Genomic DNA, 16,364 nt, shown 5'->3' on the forward strand with positions numbered 1-16,364 from the left:
GGGCTGCAAGCCATGCGATGTGCAGGACGGGGGTGCAGGCTGCGGTTCAGGATGCGGCGGCGGCGCCGAAATGGGCGATGGCGGCGTCCAGGAAGCGGCTGCGGACGGGGTCGCGTTCCATCATCGGCTCGTGCCGGCAATCGGCCAGGTCCAGCAGCCGGGCGCCGGGCCAGGCGGCGGCGCGGCTGCGGATGGCCTGGGGCGAGACGACCCGCTCGCGATCCCCCAGCGCGATCAGCGCTGGCAGCGCGGGCGGGGGCAGGGCGGCCAGGCGCCGGCATTCCAGAAGTGCCGCGCGCAGCCAGTCGTTGCTGGCGCCGCCGACCGAGATGTCGGGCCAGGCCGCGGCCTCGGCCACCAGCCGGCCCCAGCGCCGGCCGTCATGGGTCAGCAGGTTGTCGTGGAACGGGTCCATCAGCACGAAGCTGTTCTCGCCCCCCGTGCGCGGCGCGGGGTGGCCGCCGCGGCCCAGCCGGCCCAGCGTGGTGGCAAACGCCAGCGCCAGCGCCTCGGGCACGCCGCGCAGGTTGATGCCCCACATCGGCGCCGAGAACGCCGCGCCTTGCACCGGCAGGCCCGAGTCGAGCGCGGCAAGGCCGATGGTGCCGCCCATGGAATGCGCCAGCAGGTGCCAGGGCCGCGGCAGGTCCAGTTCCTGCGCCGCGACCACCAGTTCGACCACGTCGCGCTGGTAATCGGCGAAATCGCCGATATGGCCGGGCCGGACATTGTCCTGCAGGCGGTCGGACATGCCCTGTCCGCGCCAGTCCAGCGCCAGCACGTCCAGCCCGGCGGCGTTCAGGTCGGCCGCGACCTCGGCGTATTTCTCCAGGTATTCGGTGCGGCCCGGAAACAGCAGCACCGTGCCCGAGGCGCCGCCCGCGGCCCAATGCGCCGCCCGCAGGCGCACCCCGTCCTCGGCCCGCAGCCAGAAGGCGCGGGCCAGGGGCAGGGGGTCGCCGGGCAGCGTGTTGAAGGGCGCGGGCTTCATCGCTTCAGGACAGCAGCGCGCCCAGCTTCATCGCCGTGCCCATCGAGCCGTCGACCCGCAGCTTGCCGGTCATGAAGGCGGTGGTCGGGTTCACGTCGCCCGACAGCAGGCCCTCGAAGGTCTCGCGGCTGGCGGTCAGCGTCACCTCGGCCTCGTCGTCGGCGGCACGGGCGCCGTCGGCGTCGATATAGACCGCCCCCTCGCCCTCGATGACGAATTTGGCGGTGCCGTCGAAGCCCTTGGCCTTTTCGTCCAGCGCGGCCACGGCTGCCTCGATGACTTTGCTCATTCTGGGATCTCCTGTTCTCGTGTCTGGAATTAGACGATGGGGAAAGTTACATGGGGAATATGCTTTTGCCAGTCCCCCATTTCCATCTTGCCGTTGCGGCAGCGCTTTTCCTGGGGCTGGCGGCGGCCGGCCCCGGCCATGCGCGGCAGGACGGGGGGCCCTTGCCCCATGCGATGCCGGTGCAGGACGCACCGCCGCAGGACGATATTCCCGAGGACGAGGAGGGTCCGCCCGAGGACGAAGGCGAGGCGCTGCCCGAAAGCCCGCTTTCCGAACCCGCGGCCCCCTCCGAGCCGACCGCCGAGGCGCGGCTGCGCGAGCGCGAGGACCTGGACCTGCTGTTTGCCGAACTGGCCCAGCCGGGCGGCGAGACCTGGGCGCGGGCCGAGACCGACATCCTGCGCATCTGGTCGCGCTCCGGCTCGGCGGCGATGGACCTGCTCTACAAGCGGGGCGAGGCGGCGCTGGACACGGGCGACACCGTCACCGCCATCGGCCACCTGACCGCGCTGACCGACCATGCGCCGGATTTCGCGGCGGGCTGGTATCTGCGCTCGGTCGCCTTCTATCTGGACGGGGATTTCGGCCCGGCCATCGCCGATCTGGGGCAGGTGCTGCGGCTCGAGCCGCGCCATTTCGGCGCCCTGACCCAGCTGGGCACCATCCTCGAGGAACTGGGCGACGACCGGGACGCGCTGGAGGCCTTTCGCCAGAGCCTGAAGATCCACCCCCATCAACAGGAGGCGCAGGATGCCGTCCAGCGCCTCGAACGCAAATTGCAGGGCACCGACGCCTGATGAGTGACAGATCGCGGGTCACGGCCGTCCTTGGCCCGACCAATACCGGCAAGACGCATTACGCCATCGACCGGATGCTGGCGCATCGCACCGGGGTCATCGGCCTGCCGCTGCGCCTGCTGGCGCGCGAGGTCTATGACCGCATCGTCAAGGCGCGCGGCCCCTCGGTCGTGGCGCTGGTCACGGGCGAGGAGCGGATCGTGCCCGAGCGCGTGCAATACTGGGTCGCCACCACCGAGGCCATGCCCGAGGTCGGCGCCGATTTCGTCGCCATCGACGAGATCCAGCTTTGCGCCGACCCCGAGCGCGGCCATGTCTTCACCGACCGGCTGCTCAACATGCGCGGGCTGCATGAAACCCTGCTGCTGGGCAGCGACACCATGCGCCCGGCCATCGCCGCGCTGGTGCCGCAGGCGCAGTTCATGCGGCGCGAGCGGTTCTCGACGCTCAGCTGGGCGGGCTCGAAAAAGATCAGCCGGATGCCGGCGCGCTCGGCCATCGTCTGCTTCTCGGTCGAGGAGGTCTATGCCACGGCCGAGTTGATCCGCCGCCAGAAGGGCGGCTGCGCCGTGGTCATGGGGGCGCTCAGCCCGCGCACCCGCAACGCGCAGGTCGCCATGTATCAGGCGGGCGAGGTCGATTACCTGGTCGCCACCGATGCCATCGGCATGGGGCTGAACCTCGACATCCGCCACATCGCCTTTTCCGCCACCGAGAAATTCGACGGCCGCCGCTATCGCCCGCTGTTCCCGCATGAGCTGGGCCAGATCGCCGGCCGGGCGGGGCGGCATACCGAGCCGGGCAGCTTCGGCGTCACCGGCGATGCCGCGCCGCTGGACGAGGGGCTGATCGAGGCGATCGAGAACCACCGCTTCCAGCCGATCGGCCGGCTGATGTGGCGCAATGCCGCGCTGGAATTCGGCACGGTCGAGCGGCTCTTGCAAAGCCTCGAGACGCAGCCGCAATCGGAATGGCTGGTGCGCGGGCGCGAGGCGGACGACATCCGCGCGCTCAAGGCGCTGTCGGCGATGCCCGAGATCCGCGACCAGGTGACGCATCCGCGCGAGGTGCGGCTGCTCTGGGACGTCTGCCGGATCCCGGATTTCCGCTCGATCTCGGCGGCCGAGCATTCGACGCTGCTGGCGCGGATCTTCGGCTTTCTGCGCGAGGGCAAGGTGCCCGGCGACTGGCTGGAGGGGCAGATCCGCCGCATTGACCGGATTCAGGGCGACATCGACACATTGTCGAAACGATTGGCATATATACGCACCTGGACCTATGTTGCCCAACGATCCGGCTGGGTGTCGGACGAAAGTCATTGGCGTGCCGAGACGCGCGCGGTAGAAGATCGGTTGTCGGACGCGTTGCACGCGGCTCTGACGCAAAGATTCGTGGACCGGCGCACTTCCGTGCTGCTGCGCCGGCTCAAACAGAAGGAGAGCCTTTTGGCCGAGGTGAATGACAAGGGCGAAGTGACGGTCGAGGGCGAATTCGCCGGCCGTCTGGAAGGCTTCCGCTTCCACGCCGATCCGAGCGCAACCGGGGACGAGGCGCGGATGCTGCAACGCGCCGCCTATGAGGCGCTGCGCCCCGAGTTCCATCTGCGCGCCGACCGCTTCTATAACGCGCCGGATACCGAGCTGGACTTCACCGAGCAGGGCGGCCTGATGTGGGGCAGCTCGGCGGTGGGCAAGCTGGTCAAGGGCGCCGAGGCGCTGAAACCCGGCGTCGAGGCCTTCGTCGACGAGGAGGCCGGCCCCGAGATCGCCGAGAAGGTGCGCCGTCGCCTGCAGCATTTCATCGACCGCAAGATCGCCACCCTGTTCGAGCCGCTGCTGGCGCTCAGGAACGACGAGACGCTGGCCGGGCTGGCCCGCGGCTTCGCGTTCCGCCTGGTCGAGGCGCTGGGTGTGCTGCCGCGCGAGGGCGTGGCGACCGAGGTCAAGGAACTGGACCAGGACGCGCGCGGCCTTCTGCGCAAGCATGGCGTGCGCTTTGGCCAGTTCACCATCTTCCAGCCGGCGCTGCTGAAGCCGGCGCCGACCCGGCTGCGGCTGGTGCTTTGGGGGCTGGACCAGGGCCTGTCGGAGTTTCCCGAAAGCCCGCCGCCCGGCCTGGTGACGATCCCCAACCTGCCCGACGTGCCCAAGGGCTATTACACGCTGTCGGGCTATCACCCGGCGGGCGAGCGGGCGATTCGCATCGACATGCTCGAGCGGCTGGCCGACATGCTGCGCGGCCAGGACAGCCGCGGCGGCTTCGAGGCGACGCCCGACATGCTGTCGATCACCGGCATGACGCTGGAGCAGTTCGCCGGGCTGATGCAGGGCCTGGGCTATCGCGCCGAGCGGAGCGAGCGCCCCAAGGCCCGCGCCGAGGCGGCGCCCGCCGCCGAGCCCGCGCCGCAAGAGGCCGACCACGAGCATCCGCTGACCGAGGAGGAAAGCGTGCTTGCCGCCGAGACCCGCGCCAAATGGGAGGCCGAGCAGGCCGCCCGCAAGGCCGCCGAGGCGGAGGCCGAGGTCGTTGCGGCCGAAGCCGGCGCCGAACCTGGCGAAGCGGCGCCCGAGACCGAGGTGTTCTACAGCTTCACCTGGGCTCCGCGCCCCCGCGGCGGCCATCGCCGGCCCGAGCGCGGCGAGCGCCAGGGCCAAGGCCAAGGCCAAGGGCAGGGTCAGGGCCGCCCGCAGGGCGAGCGCGGCCCGCGTCGCGAACGCGAGGCGGGGCAGGAGAATCGGCGCGAGGGCAAGCCCTTCGACGGCAAGCCGCGCGGCGAACGCGGCGACCGGCCCGACCGCGGCCCGAAGGGCAAGCCCAAGGGCAAGCCGCGCCATGACGGTCCCAAGAGCTTCGAGGCCCGCCCGCCGCGCGCCGAGAAACAGGCCGACCCGGACAGCCCCTTCGCCGTTCTCGCCGCGCTCAAGAACAAGACGTGAGAGGGGAAGGCGGCGAAAGCATCAGGCTCGACCGCTGGCTGCATCACGCGCGGCTGTTCAAGACCCGCACCCTGGCCGCCGATGCGATCGGCGCCGGGGGCATCAGGCTGAACGGCCAGCCCTGCAGCAAGCCGGCGCAGGCGGTGCGGGGCGGCGATACCGTCACCGTTTCGGCCCATGGCCGGGTCAGGGTGCTGCGGATCGTGCTTCTGGGCGAACGCCGCGGCCCGGCCACCGAGGCGGCCACGCTTTACGAGGAACTCTAGGCTGGCGAAGGACTCCGGTCAGCCGGACAAGGAACCGGGTTCCTGCCCGCGCCCCTGCGACAGAACGCCATCCCATCCCGGCCGGGGCTCGGCCCTATCCTCGTCTTTTCGCCGGCGGTGGCCTTGATTGATGGCTGCGGCGGGCGTAACTAGCCGATCAGGAAACAGGAATATCTCGCCATGACCTATGTCGTCACCGAAAACTGCATCATGTGCAAATACACCGACTGCGTCGAGGTGTGCCCCGTGGACTGTTTTTATGAAGGCGAGAACACGCTGGTCATCCATCCCGACGAATGCATCGACTGCGGCGTCTGCGAACCGGAATGCCCGGCCGACGCGATTCGCCCCGATACCGAGCCCGACATGGAGACATGGGTCGAGTTCAATCGCAAATATGCCGAATCCTGGCCGGTAATCACCCGCAAGAAGGATCCGATGCCCGGCTATCAGGAGATGGACGGCATGCCCGGCAAGCTGGAGAAATATTTCTCGGAAGCGCCCGGCGAGGGGGATTGAGACCTCCGGTCCCGTTCGCGGGGCCGATTTCGTTTGAAATGCTAACGACTGTGCCGATCCTGCATCATATGTCGGATTTGACTGTCGCATCGCTTGGCGGGACGGGGCCACAACCGCTAGATCGCATCCGTGGCGAGGGCGTCGATTCGCCCTGGCCATGCATCGGCTCTGTTCGGTGAAGCGTTTCCTGGTGTTGAGTCTGAACGATTTTCTCTCGTCAAACGGGGCCGGTGCCGCTTTTCAGGGAACCTTTGAACCGGCGCGATTTTTGTGCTATGGTGCAGCCATCTCGCGCCGGTCGGGCTGCTTTTGTGGCCTGGCCGGCGCTGCTGCCTGTCCTGATCGACTGCCCGGTCAGAAGTGCAAGAACAACAATGTTGGCCCGTAAGGGGGGATTGTCCCGCCTTGGGGGTTTTTGTGCCGCGTGGCGGTGCAACTGCGAAGGATGCCCAATGTCGAAAGCCAAGAAGACCGAATTCCGCCCCGATGACTTTGTCGTCTATCCCACCCATGGCGTGGGCCGCATCGTTTCGATCGAAGAGCAGGAGGTGGCGGGACTGCGCCTCGAAATGTTCGTGATCTCGTTCGAAAAGGACAAGATGACCCTGCGCGTCCCGACCGCCCGCGCGACCGAGATCGGCATGCGCGGCCTCTCGACCCCGGACCTGGTCGAGCGGGCGCTGGACACGCTGAAGGGCAAGGCCCGCGTCAAGCGCGCGATGTGGTCGCGCCGCGCCCAGGAATATGAGCAAAAGATCAACTCGGGCGACCTGATGTCGATCGCCGAGGTGGTGCGCGACCTGCATCGCAACGACGACCAGCGCGAGCAGTCCTATTCCGAGCGCCAGCTCTACGAGGCCGCGCTCGACCGCCTGACCCGCGAGGTCGCCGCCGTGTCCGGCATGGACGAGGCCGGCGCGCAGAAGAAGGTCGAAACCGTGCTGACCGCCCGCGCCGCCTGAGGGCAGGCCGTCGGGATGATCGGGGCGCCCGCAGGGGCGCCCTTTTTCATGCCGAGAGGCGGGAAGGCTGCACCCGAGCGGGGCAAAACCCCCGTCGGAAAAGTTGCCCGCGTCGAGCGCGCATCAGGCCGGTGGGGTAAAGTTGCGGGCGTCAGGCGCGCATCAGGCCGAAGACCAGCGAGATCGAAACCAGTGCCAGCCAGACCGAGGCGAGCCGCTGGACGCCTTGCAGCCGCTTTCCGCCGCCGTTTCCCGCCTGCGTCAAGGCCCCGGCGCAGCCCCAGGCCAGGGCCGCGCCCATCACCATCAGGCAGAACATCCCCAGCCGTGTCGCGAAGGCCGGATCCTGCGGCGCGGGAAGCAGGACCAGGCCGAAGATCAGCGCCTTGGGGTTCAGGACGGTGGTCACGTAGATCCGCCGCGCGCCGACCCCGCGGCTTTCGCCCTCATCGCCGGGCGCACGCCACAGCGCCGTCGCCAGGACCATGATCCAGACGGCCGCCGCCAGTTTCAGCCCGACGGCCAGGGCCGGCACCTGTTCCAGCAGCCCCGCGCCCAGGAAGGCCAGCGGCAGGACGGTCGTCAGATAGCCCGCCAGTTCCGCGGGCAGCAGGCGCGCGACGCTGGCCAGCCCGCGCCGCGCCCCGGCGATCCCCATCAGCGTATTCGTCGGCCCCGGCGCCAGCAGCAGCGCCAGAACCGCCGAAACGAATGCCGTCATGGTCATCGGTCGCGTCCCTTCTCAATCCTGCCTGCGCGCTATCATGGGCTTCCCCTGGATGAATTGATCTGGGTCAGGGGCGCAAGGCAAGGGCCCGGTCACGGCCGCTTTTCGCCGCTGCCGCTACGTGCGAAAGGGGGCGATCCGGCCGGGCCGCCCCTCGCGGCTTTCAGCCCAGGGCGGCCAGGATGCGCGCCCAGCTGCGCGCGCCCCTGGCAAAGCTGTCGAGATCGTATTTCTCGTTCGGGGAATGGATGCGGTCGTCGTCGCGGGCAAAGCCGATCAGCATGGAATCCATGCCCAGGATCTCCTTGAAATCCCCGGCGATGGGGATCGAGCCGCCGGCGCCGATATAGGCCGCCTCGCGCCCCCATTCCTGCGTCAGCGCCGCCTTGGCCGCGGCAAAGGCCGGGTCCGAGATGTCCATGCGGCTGGCCGGGCTGGCGCCATGGCCGTGGAACTCGACCGTGCAATCCTCGGGGACATGGGCGCGGACATGGGCGCGGAAGGTCTCGCGGATGCGGTCGGGATCCTGGGTGCCGGTCAGGCGGAAGCTGACCTTGGCGCGGGCCTCGGCTGGCAACACGGTCTTGAAGCCCTCGCCGGTATAGCCGCCGGTGATGCCGTTGATCTCGAAGGTGGGGCGGTTCCAGACCATCTCCAGCCCGGTGCGGCCCGTCTCGCCCACCGGATGCTTCAGCCCGACGCGCCCCAGGAACTCGGCCGGGTCGAAGCCGAGCGCGGCCCAGTCGGCGCGCAGTTCCGGGGACAACTCCTCGACGCCGTCGTAGAAGCCGGGCAGGGCGACGCGGCCGCCGGCGTCCTTGACCGTCGCAAGCGCGTTGACGAGGATCTGGACCGGGTTCGCCGCCAGCCCGCCGAAGCTGCCCGAATGCAGGTCGCGGTCGGCGGCGCGGATCACGATCTCCTCGCCGCAAAGCCCGCGCAGCTGGGTGGTGATGGCCGGGCGGCCGTCGGCATAAAGCCCGGTGTCGCAGATCATGGCGATGCCGGCGCGCAATTCCTCGGCATTCTCGCGCAGGAAGGGGCGCAGGCTGGGCGAGCCGGATTCCTCCTCGCCCTCGAACAGCAGCGCCAGGTCCGAGGGCAGGCTGCCATGCACCGCCTTCCAGGCGCGGAACGCCTCGACGAAGGTCATCAGCTGGCCCTTGTCGTCCGAGGCGCCGCGGCCGCGGATCACCTTGCCCTGCGGCGTGTCCTCGATATGCGGCTCGAAGGGCGGGCGTTCCCACAGCTCGAGCGGATCGACGGGCTGCACGTCGTAATGGCCATAGAACAGCAGCGGCCGCCGCGTCCCCTTCGGCGAATGCGCGACCACCATCGGATGGCCGGGCGTGTCGCGCAGCTCGGCCCGGAAGCCCAGCGAGACCAGTTCGGCGCAAAGCCATTCCGCGGCACGCCGCACCTCGGCCGCATAGGCCGGGTCGGTCGAGACCGAGGGAATGCGAAGAAATTCCATCAGCCGGTCGAGCGCCTGGGGCAGCCCCGCGTCCAGCGTTGAAAGTACTTCGCCGATTCTGGAATTGTCCGTCATCCTTCGCCTTTCCTGATTGATTTTATCAGAGAAAATGCCTGTCCCCTTGGTATGGGTGCGACATTTTAACGCTGTATTTCCTCTGGCTTGATGCGTATCAAGGTATGACCCGCGGGATCGCAGCATGATCCCCCAAGCAAGCAAGTTCAAGCAAGGCAAGGGATCCGTGATGGACTATTCAGCCGCCCTCGATCAGGCCATCGGCAAGCTGCACGAAGAGGGTCGTTACCGCACCTTCATCGACATCGAGCGTCGCAAGGGGGCCTATCCGCAGGCGGTCTGGACCCGTCCCGACGGGACCGAGACCGAGATCACCGTATGGTGCGGCAACGACTACCTGGGCATGGGCCAGCACCCGGTGGTGCTGGCGGCGATGCACGAGGCGCTGGATGCCACCGGGGCGGGCTCCGGCGGCACGCGCAACATCTCGGGCACCACGGTCTATCACAAGCGGCTCGAGGCGGAACTGGCCGACCTGCACGGGAAAGAGGCCGCACTGGTCTTTTCCAGCGCCTACACCGCCAATGACGCCACGCTCTCAACCCTGCGCAAGCTGTTTCCCGGCCTCATCATCTATTCCGACGAGCTGAACCACGCCTCGATGATCGAGGGGATCAAGCGGTTCGACGGCGCCAAGCGCATCTTCCGCCACAACGACGTCGCGCATCTGCGCGAGTTGCTGGAGGCCGACGATCCCGAGGCGCCCAAGCTGATCGCCTTCGAATCGATCTATTCCATGGATGGCGATTTCGGCCCCCTCGCGGCGCTCTGCGACCTGGCCGAGGAATTCAACGCCCTGACCTATCTGGACGAGGTCCATGCCGTCGGCATGTATGGCCCCCGCGGCGGCGGCGTGGCCGAGCGCGACGGGCTGAGCCACCGCATCGACATCTTCAACGGCACGCTGGGCAAGGCGTTCGGCGTCTTCGGCGGCTATATCGCCGCCTCGGCCAAGATGGTGGACGCGATCCGCTCCTATGCGCCGGGCTTCATCTTCACCACCTCGCTGCCGCCGGCGGTGGCGGCCGGGGCCGCGGCCTCGATCGCCTTCCTCAAGACGGCCGAGGGGCAGCTGCTGCGCGACCAGCAACAACTGAACGCCCGCATCCTGAAGATGCGGCTGCGCGGGCTCGGCATGCCGATCATGGACCATGGCAGCCATATCGTGCCGGTGCATGTCGGCAACCCGGTGCATTGCAAGGCGCTGTCGGACATGCTGCTGGCCGATTTCGGCATCTATGTGCAGCCGATCAACTTCCCGACCGTGCCGCGCGGCACCGAACGGCTGCGCTTCACGCCGTCGCCGGTGCATGATCCCAAGCAGATCGACCAGCTGGTGAAGGCCATGGACAACCTCTGGTCGCAGTGCAAACTGAACCGTTCAACTTCAGCTGCCTGAGACGGTTTCGGGGTGAAGACCTCTCGCGCCCGTGATAACCTTGCTTTAATCAAGTTGTGAGAGTCTTCCGATTCGCGGGGACGAGCAGCAAAGAATGGGGCAGGCGCAATGATCGGGCTAAGGGGTAATCCCCCGTCCAATGGCCATGAGGAGCCGGCGGCCTTGCCGCCCGGTTTCGACGATCCTGACATTCGTCTCGGTGATCTGATGCGGGGCGAACGGGCCACGCTGGGCAAGTCGCTGCTGGATGTCCAGCGCGAATTGCGCATTCGCGCCTCCTATGTCGCCGCCATCGAGAATTGCGACATTTCCGCCTTCGACACGCCCAGCTTCATCGCGGGCTATGTCCGCTCCTATGCCCGCTATCTCGGCATGGACGCCGACTGGACCTTCCGCCGCTTCTGCCAGGAATCGGGCTTCCAGCCGACGCATGGCATGGCCCCTGCCGCCGCCGGGCCAAAGCCGCAGCGCCGGCCCTCGGACCCGGCCGAGGCGCTGGCCAATCCGCATCCGATCTTCCTGCCCCGGCAGGAAAGCATCTGGAGCTCGATCGAGCCGCGGGCCATCGGCTCGCTGCTGGTCATGGTCGTGCTGGCCTGCGGGCTGGGCTATGGCGGCTGGGCCGTGCTGCAAGAGGTGCAGAAGGTCAACCTGACCCCCGGCGAGCAGGCCCCCGGCGTCATCGCCGCGCTGGACCCGGTGCAGGAGGCGGCCGAGCCCGAGACCGTGGAATCGGCCCAGGTCAATTTGCCGCGCCCCGAGGGGTTGGACCGCACCTATCGCCCGCAGGCGCTGGAGCTGCCGGTGCTGGTCGCCCGCGACGGGCCCATCGCCGCCATCGACCCGCGGCTGGACGTGCCGGCGGCCAAGCCGGAAGGCGCCGCGCCCGCAACCCGCACCGCCGCGGTCCAGGACCGGGTCTATGGCCCGCAGATGCCGCCCGAACAGGCGGCGGTGCGCACCGTCGCCCCCGATGCGCCCGAGATCGAGATCCTGACCGCCCGTCCCGCCTGGGTGCGCGTCACCTCGGCCGACGGCACGGTGCTGCTGGAAAAGACCATGGACGCGGGCGAACGTTTCGCCCTGCCCAAGCTGGAAGCGCCGCCGGTGCTGCGCGCGGGCAATTCCGGCGCGGTCTATTTCGCGGTCAACGGCCGCACCTATGGCCCGGCGGCGCCCGGCGCCAGGGTGGTCAAGAATGTCGAGCTGTCGCCCACGGCGCTGACGGCGCAATATGCCTTTGCCGATCTCAGCAAGGATCCGCAGCTGGCCGAGATGGTCGCGCTGGCATCGGCCGAGCAGCCGGACCAGGCCCCCGCGCAGGATTGACCGGCCGCGGGGTCACGGATGCGGCATCGCGCGCCCGACCGGGGTCGGATGGCTTGCCCGTCCGGCCGCATCGGCCTATTTCTGACGGGTGAATCCGCCTCTGGCGCAGGAAAAGGCCCCAGCCATGTCGCATAATCCGATCCGCCCCTGGCGCAATATCGACCGGCGCAAGTCGCGCCGGATCATGGTCGGCAACGTGCCGGTCGGGGGCGACGCGCCGATCAGCGTGCAGACCATGACCAATACCGACACCTCGGACGTGCGCGCGACGCTGGACCAGATCATCCGCGCCGCCGACGTCGGCGCCGACATCGTCCGCGTCTCGACCCCCGACGAGGCCTCGACCCGCGCCCTGCGCGAGATCTGCCGCGAAAGCCCGGTGCCGATCGTGGCCGACATCCATTTCCACTACCGCCGCGCCATCGAGGCCGCCGAGGCCGGCGCCGCCTGCCTGCGTATCAACCCCGGCAATATCGGCGACGCCGCCCGCGTGCGCGAGGTGATCAAGGCCGCCCGCGACCACGGCTGCTCGATCCGAATCGGCGTGAATGCCGGCAGCCTGGAAAAGCACCTGCTGGAGAAATACGGCGAGCCATGCCCGGATGCGATGGTGGAATCCGGCCTCGACCATATCCGCATCCTGCAGGACAATGATTTCCACGAATTCAAGATCAGCGTGAAGGCATCGGACGTCTTCCTTGCCGCTGCCGCCTATCAGCAGCTGGCCGAGGCGACGGATGCGCCGATCCACCTGGGCATCACCGAGGCCGGCGGGCTGGTCTCCGGCACGGTGAAATCCGCCATCGGCCTGGGCAACCTGTTGTGGATGGGCATCGGCGACACGATCCGGGTCAGCCTGTCCGCCGATCCGGTCGAGGAGGTCAAGGTCGGCTTCGAGGTCCTGAAATCGCTGGGCCTGCGCACCCGCGGCGTGCAGATCATCTCCTGCCCCAGCTGCGCGCGCCAGGGCTTCGACGTCATCAAGACGGTCGAGACCCTGGAAAAGCGCCTCGAACACATCAAGACCCCGATGAGCCTGTCGATCATCGGCTGCGTGGTGAACGGGCCGGGCGAGGCGCTGATGACCGACATCGGCTTCACCGGTGGCGGTGCCGGCTCGGGCATGGTCTATCTGGCGGGCAAGCAGAACCACAAGATGACCAACGCCCAGATGGTCGACCATATCGTCGAGCTGGTCGAGAAACGCGCCGCCGAGATCGAGGCCGCGCAATCCGCCGCCGCCGAATAGCCAAAGGGCGGCCCCATGCGCCGCCCCATGCTTCTTCGTTCCAGAAATACCCATGCCGCCCGCGCAACTCGCCCAGGCGGCGCAGCCTCAGCCCTCGGCCTTGGCCTCGCGCGCACGGGCAATCGCGCCCTCCAGCCCTTCGGTGGGCATGCCGCGCAGCATCTCGCCGCCGATGATGAAGGTGGGGGTGCCCATGATCCGCATCTGCTCGGCCAGCTGGTGGTTCTTGCGCAGCACGGCCGAGACCTCCTCGGTGTTCATCCGGTTCAGCACCGCCTGGCTGTCCAGCTCCAGGTCTCCGGCCAGCTTGGCCAGGCTTTCCAGGTTTACCGACCCGCGCGATTCCATCAGCGCGTCATGCGCCTTCTTGTAGGCGTCGGGCCCGGCTTCCTGCTGCACCGCGACGGCAAAGCGCGCGGCCATGTCGCTTTCCTGGGTCAGGATCGGGAATTCCTTGACGATCCAGCGGATATTGCCATCGGCCGAGATCAGCTTCTCAACGTCCGGGCTGACCCGCTTGCAGACGCCGCAGCGGTAGTCGACGAACTCGACCAGGGTCACGTCGCCCTCGGGATTGCCGCCGACCCAGCTGTGGCCGTCCTGGAAGATCGCCTCGCGGTTGTTCTCGACCAGCAGCTCGTCGTTGCGGGCCTCGTCGGCAAGCCGGCGTTCCTCCAGCACGTTGATCGATTCGATCAGCACGTCGGGATTGGCCATCAGGTAGTCGCGCACCGCCTCGCCGAAGGCGGCCTTCTCGGCCTCGGTCATGTTCGCGGGGTCGAAGGCCGCGGCGGGCAGGGCGGTGGCAGCCAGCAGCGCTGCGGTCACAAGGGCTTTCATCGGGCAATCCTCTCCAGTTCCCGGCAACTTGACCGCTTGCGCGGGGCGTTGCAAGCGCCCGGCCGGGGCATCACGCGGGCTTGACCGGGCCGGCCGCAGGGCGGATACCCGGCCAAAACCATGAGGCTGGCTGACATGAGACAATCCCGCCGCGGGCAGGTCGATCCCTTCATCGTCATGGATGTGATGGAGGCCGCCCGCAAGGCCGAGGCCCAGGGCCGCCGCATCATCCACATGGAGGTCGGCCAGCCCTCGACCCCGGCGCCCCAAGGCGCGCGGCGGGCGCTGGCGGCGGCGCTGGACCGGCCCTTGGGCTATACGGTCGCGCTTGGCCTGCCGGAACTGCGCCAGGGCATCGCCGGGCTTTACAAGCGCTGGTATGGGCTCGACCTCGACCCGGCGCGGGTGGTGGTGACGCCGGGTTCCTCGGGCGCCTTCATCCTGGCCTTCTCGGCGCTTTTCGACGCGGGCGCGCGGGTGGCGCTCGGCGAGCCGGGCTATCCCAGCTATCGCCAGATCCTGCGCGGCATGTCGCTGGAGCCGGTGGGCATCCCGACGCGGGCCGAGGATCGCTATCAGCCGCGCCCGGGCGACCTGCCGACGGATGCGCAGGGGCTGATCCTGGCCTCGCCCGGCAACCCCTCGGGCACGGTGCTGCGGCGCGAGGAGCTGGCGGGGCTGACCGCGCGCGCGGCAGAGCTGGGCATGAACGTGATCTCGGACGAGATCTATCACGGGCTGGATTATGGCGCGGGCTTCCATTCCGCGCTGGAGGTGACGGACGAGGTCTTCGTCATCAACAGCTTCTCGAAATATTTCAGCATGACCGGCTGGCGCGTGGGCTGGATGGTGGTGCCCGACGGCATGATCCGCACCGTCGAGCGGATCGCGCAGAACATGTTCATCTGCCCGCCCCATGCCAGCCAGGTCGCGGCGCTGGCGGCGCTGGATTGCGTCGATGAGGCCGAGGCGAACCTGGCCGTCTATGCCGAGAACTGCCGGCTGATGCTGGAGCGGCTGCCCAAGATCGGATTTTCGCGCATCGCGCCGCCCGAAGGCGCCTTCTACATCTATGCCGACGTGTCGGAGCTGACGACGGACAGCCTGGCCTTTGCCGCGGAAATCCTGGAAAAGGCCGGGGTGGCGGTGACGCCGGGCCTGGACTTCGACCCCCATCGCGGCGCACAGACCCTGCGCTTCAGCTATGCGGCGGGGGCAGCCGAGATCGCCGAGGGGCTCGACCGTCTGGCGGCCTTCATGGCGGCGCGATGAGATGGCTTTGCGCCATCCTGCTGGTCTGGCTTGCCTGGCCTGCGCTGGCCGATGACGGCGCGCGCCCGGCCGTGGCGACGGTCGATCTGGCGCAATCCTCGTTGGTGGCCGAGGGGCGCGACCGCGGCAAGCCGCGGCCGATGGAGCTGCGGCTGACGATCAGCCGGCCGGTGCCCTATCGGGTCTATTTCCTGGACGGGCCGCCGCGGCTGGTGGTGGATTTCCGCGAGATCGACTTTTCCGGCGCCGATGCCGAGGCGCTGCCGGGGCGCGAACTGGTGCCGGCGCTGCGCTGGGGGGGCTTTCGCCCCGGCTGGTCGCGGCTGGTGATGGAACTGCCCGGCCCCTATGCGCTGCGGCTGGCGGTGCAAAGCCCGGCCGAGGGCGGCGCCCAGGGGGCACTGGTCAAGCTGCGCATGGAGCCGGTGAAGCCCGAGGATTTCGTCACCCGCGGCAATGCGCTTTCGGCGCTGTGGGACTTGCCGCAGCCGGCGGCCGTGGCGCCGCTGCCGCCGCGCCGCGCCGGCACCCGGCCCCTGCGCGTGGCGCTGGACCCCGGCCATGGCGGCCACGACCCCGGCGCCCAGGTCGGCGCGATCAGCGAGGCGGCGCTGATGCTGGGCTTTGCCCGTGAACTGACCGAGATCCTGAACCGCGCCGGTTTCGAGGTCATTGCCACCCGCAAGGACGACAGCTTCATCCCGCTGGAGCGGCGCATGACCATTGCCCGCGCCGAGCAGGCGGACCTGTTCATCTCGCTCCATGCCGATGCGCTGCCGGCGGGCGAGGCGGCGGGGCTGTCGATCTATGTCTGGAACCCGCAGGCCGACGACCGCGCCACGCGCGAGCTGGCCATGCGCCACGACCGCGCCGACCTGCTGGCCGGGCTGGACCTGTCGGGGACCGACGACCAGCTGGCCGACGTGCTGATGGACCTGGCGCGGACCGAGACGCATCCGCGCTCGGAAGCCTTCGCCAAGTTCGCGGTCTCCGAGCTGAACCGGGCGGGCATCGCCATGCACCGCAGGCCGGTGCGCGGCGCGGCGTTTTCGGTGCTGAAATCGCCCGACATCCCCTCGGTCCTGGTCGAGCTGGGCTTCCTGACCGATCCGGGCGACCGCGCCAACCTGTTCGACCCCGAGTGGCGCGCGCAGACCGCGCAGGCGCTGGCCCAGGCCATCGGGCTTTGGGCGCAGGACGATGCCGCCCGCGCCGCCCTGCTGCGCAAGTAGCGCAAGG

At 68.8% G+C, this 16,364-nt stretch carries 15 protein-coding genes; 10 read left to right on the forward strand and 5 right to left on the reverse strand.

The features are described from left to right. Nucleotides 1-46: 46 nt before the first annotated feature. Together IT40_RS01585 and IT40_RS01590 are read right to left on the reverse strand one after the other, a co-directional pair. Nucleotides 47-991, reverse strand: coding sequence for an alpha/beta fold hydrolase (locus IT40_RS01585; protein WP_036749618.1), 945 nt, complete (start codon nt 989-991; stop codon nt 47-49). A 4-nt stretch (nt 992-995) separates the two neighbouring features. Beyond that, entirely contained in the window at nt 996-1,280 is a 285-nt protein-coding gene (locus IT40_RS01590; RefSeq protein ID WP_036749621.1) for an SCP2 sterol-binding domain-containing protein, read from the reverse strand. Between the two features lie 50 nt (nt 1,281-1,330). Between IT40_RS01590 and IT40_RS01595 the strand changes: the two genes are divergently transcribed. The 5 genes from IT40_RS01595 to IT40_RS01615 all read left to right on the forward strand — a co-directional run bounded on the left by IT40_RS01595 (nt 1,331) and on the right by IT40_RS01615 (nt 6,760). After that, the gene (locus IT40_RS01595; protein WP_036749624.1) at nt 1,331-2,077 is read left to right on the forward strand and encodes a tetratricopeptide repeat protein; all 747 of its coding nucleotides are present in this window, start codon (nt 1,331-1,333) and stop codon (nt 2,075-2,077) included. After that, nucleotides 2,077-5,013 (forward strand): helicase-related protein, encoded by a 2,937-nt coding sequence (locus tag IT40_RS01600; RefSeq protein WP_036749627.1) that lies wholly within the window; start codon nt 2,077-2,079, stop codon nt 5,011-5,013. The genes IT40_RS01595 and IT40_RS01600 overlap by 1 nt, the downstream gene beginning before the upstream one ends. Continuing rightward, nucleotides 5,010-5,279 (forward strand): RNA-binding S4 domain-containing protein, encoded by a 270-nt coding sequence (locus tag IT40_RS01605; protein WP_036749632.1) that lies wholly within the window; start codon nt 5,010-5,012, stop codon nt 5,277-5,279. Before IT40_RS01600 ends, IT40_RS01605 begins: the two co-directional genes overlap by 4 nt. 180 nt (nt 5,280-5,459) lie before the next feature. Then, nucleotides 5,460-5,798, forward strand: a complete 339-nt coding sequence (fdxA, locus tag IT40_RS01610) for a ferredoxin FdxA (RefSeq protein ID WP_024845187.1) — start codon at nt 5,460-5,462, stop codon at nt 5,796-5,798. A 452-nt stretch (nt 5,799-6,250) separates the two neighbouring features. After that, nucleotides 6,251-6,760 carry a CarD family transcriptional regulator gene (locus IT40_RS01615; RefSeq protein ID WP_036749634.1) on the forward strand — a complete coding sequence of 170 codons (510 nt, stop codon included), beginning with the start codon at nt 6,251-6,253 and terminating at the stop codon, nt 6,758-6,760. A gap of 151 nt (nt 6,761-6,911) precedes the next feature. On the opposite strand, the gene IT40_RS01620 is transcribed toward IT40_RS01615, so the two are convergent. Next, nucleotides 6,912-7,487 carry a LysE family translocator gene (locus IT40_RS01620; RefSeq protein ID WP_036749637.1) on the reverse strand — a complete coding sequence of 192 codons (576 nt, stop codon included), beginning with the start codon at nt 7,485-7,487 and terminating at the stop codon, nt 6,912-6,914. A 163-nt stretch (nt 7,488-7,650) separates the two neighbouring features. Beyond that, nucleotides 7,651-9,036 (reverse strand): dipeptidase, encoded by a 1,386-nt coding sequence (locus IT40_RS01625; RefSeq protein WP_036749640.1) that lies wholly within the window; start codon nt 9,034-9,036, stop codon nt 7,651-7,653. Between the two features lie 169 nt (nt 9,037-9,205). Between IT40_RS01625 and hemA the strand changes: the two genes are divergently transcribed. The 3 genes from hemA (at nt 9,206) to ispG (ending at nt 13,013) form a co-directional block, all read left to right on the forward strand. After that, complete coding sequence (gene hemA, locus IT40_RS01630; protein WP_036749768.1) at nt 9,206-10,435, forward strand: 5-aminolevulinate synthase; 1,230 nt, start codon at nt 9,206-9,208, stop codon at nt 10,433-10,435. Nucleotides 10,436-10,543: 108 nt separating this feature from the next. Next, nucleotides 10,544-11,764 (forward strand): helix-turn-helix domain-containing protein, encoded by a 1,221-nt coding sequence (locus IT40_RS01635; protein WP_036749643.1) that lies wholly within the window; start codon nt 10,544-10,546, stop codon nt 11,762-11,764. A gap of 124 nt (nt 11,765-11,888) precedes the next feature. Next, nucleotides 11,889-13,013 (forward strand): flavodoxin-dependent (E)-4-hydroxy-3-methylbut-2-enyl-diphosphate synthase, encoded by a 1,125-nt coding sequence (gene ispG, locus IT40_RS01640; RefSeq protein ID WP_036749646.1) that lies wholly within the window; start codon nt 11,889-11,891, stop codon nt 13,011-13,013. A gap of 87 nt (nt 13,014-13,100) precedes the next feature. Here the strand turns inward: ispG and IT40_RS01645 are convergent, their stop codons facing one another. Further along, nucleotides 13,101-13,853 carry a DsbA family protein gene (locus tag IT40_RS01645; protein WP_036749649.1) on the reverse strand — a complete coding sequence of 251 codons (753 nt, stop codon included), beginning with the start codon at nt 13,851-13,853 and terminating at the stop codon, nt 13,101-13,103. A 135-nt stretch (nt 13,854-13,988) separates the two neighbouring features. On the opposite strand from IT40_RS01645, the gene IT40_RS01650 reads away from it, so the two are divergent. Further along, the gene (locus tag IT40_RS01650) at nt 13,989-15,125 is read left to right on the forward strand and encodes a pyridoxal phosphate-dependent aminotransferase (protein WP_036749652.1); all 1,137 of its coding nucleotides are present in this window, start codon (nt 13,989-13,991) and stop codon (nt 15,123-15,125) included. Next, complete coding sequence (locus tag IT40_RS01655; protein WP_036749655.1) at nt 15,122-16,357, forward strand: N-acetylmuramoyl-L-alanine amidase; 1,236 nt, start codon at nt 15,122-15,124, stop codon at nt 16,355-16,357. Before IT40_RS01650 ends, IT40_RS01655 begins: the two co-directional genes overlap by 4 nt. The last annotated feature ends 7 nt before the right edge of the window (nt 16,358-16,364 follow it).

It is taken from the genome of Paracoccus versutus (assembly GCF_000763885.1).
Lineage (GTDB): Bacteria > Pseudomonadota > Alphaproteobacteria > Rhodobacterales > Rhodobacteraceae > Paracoccus > Paracoccus versutus.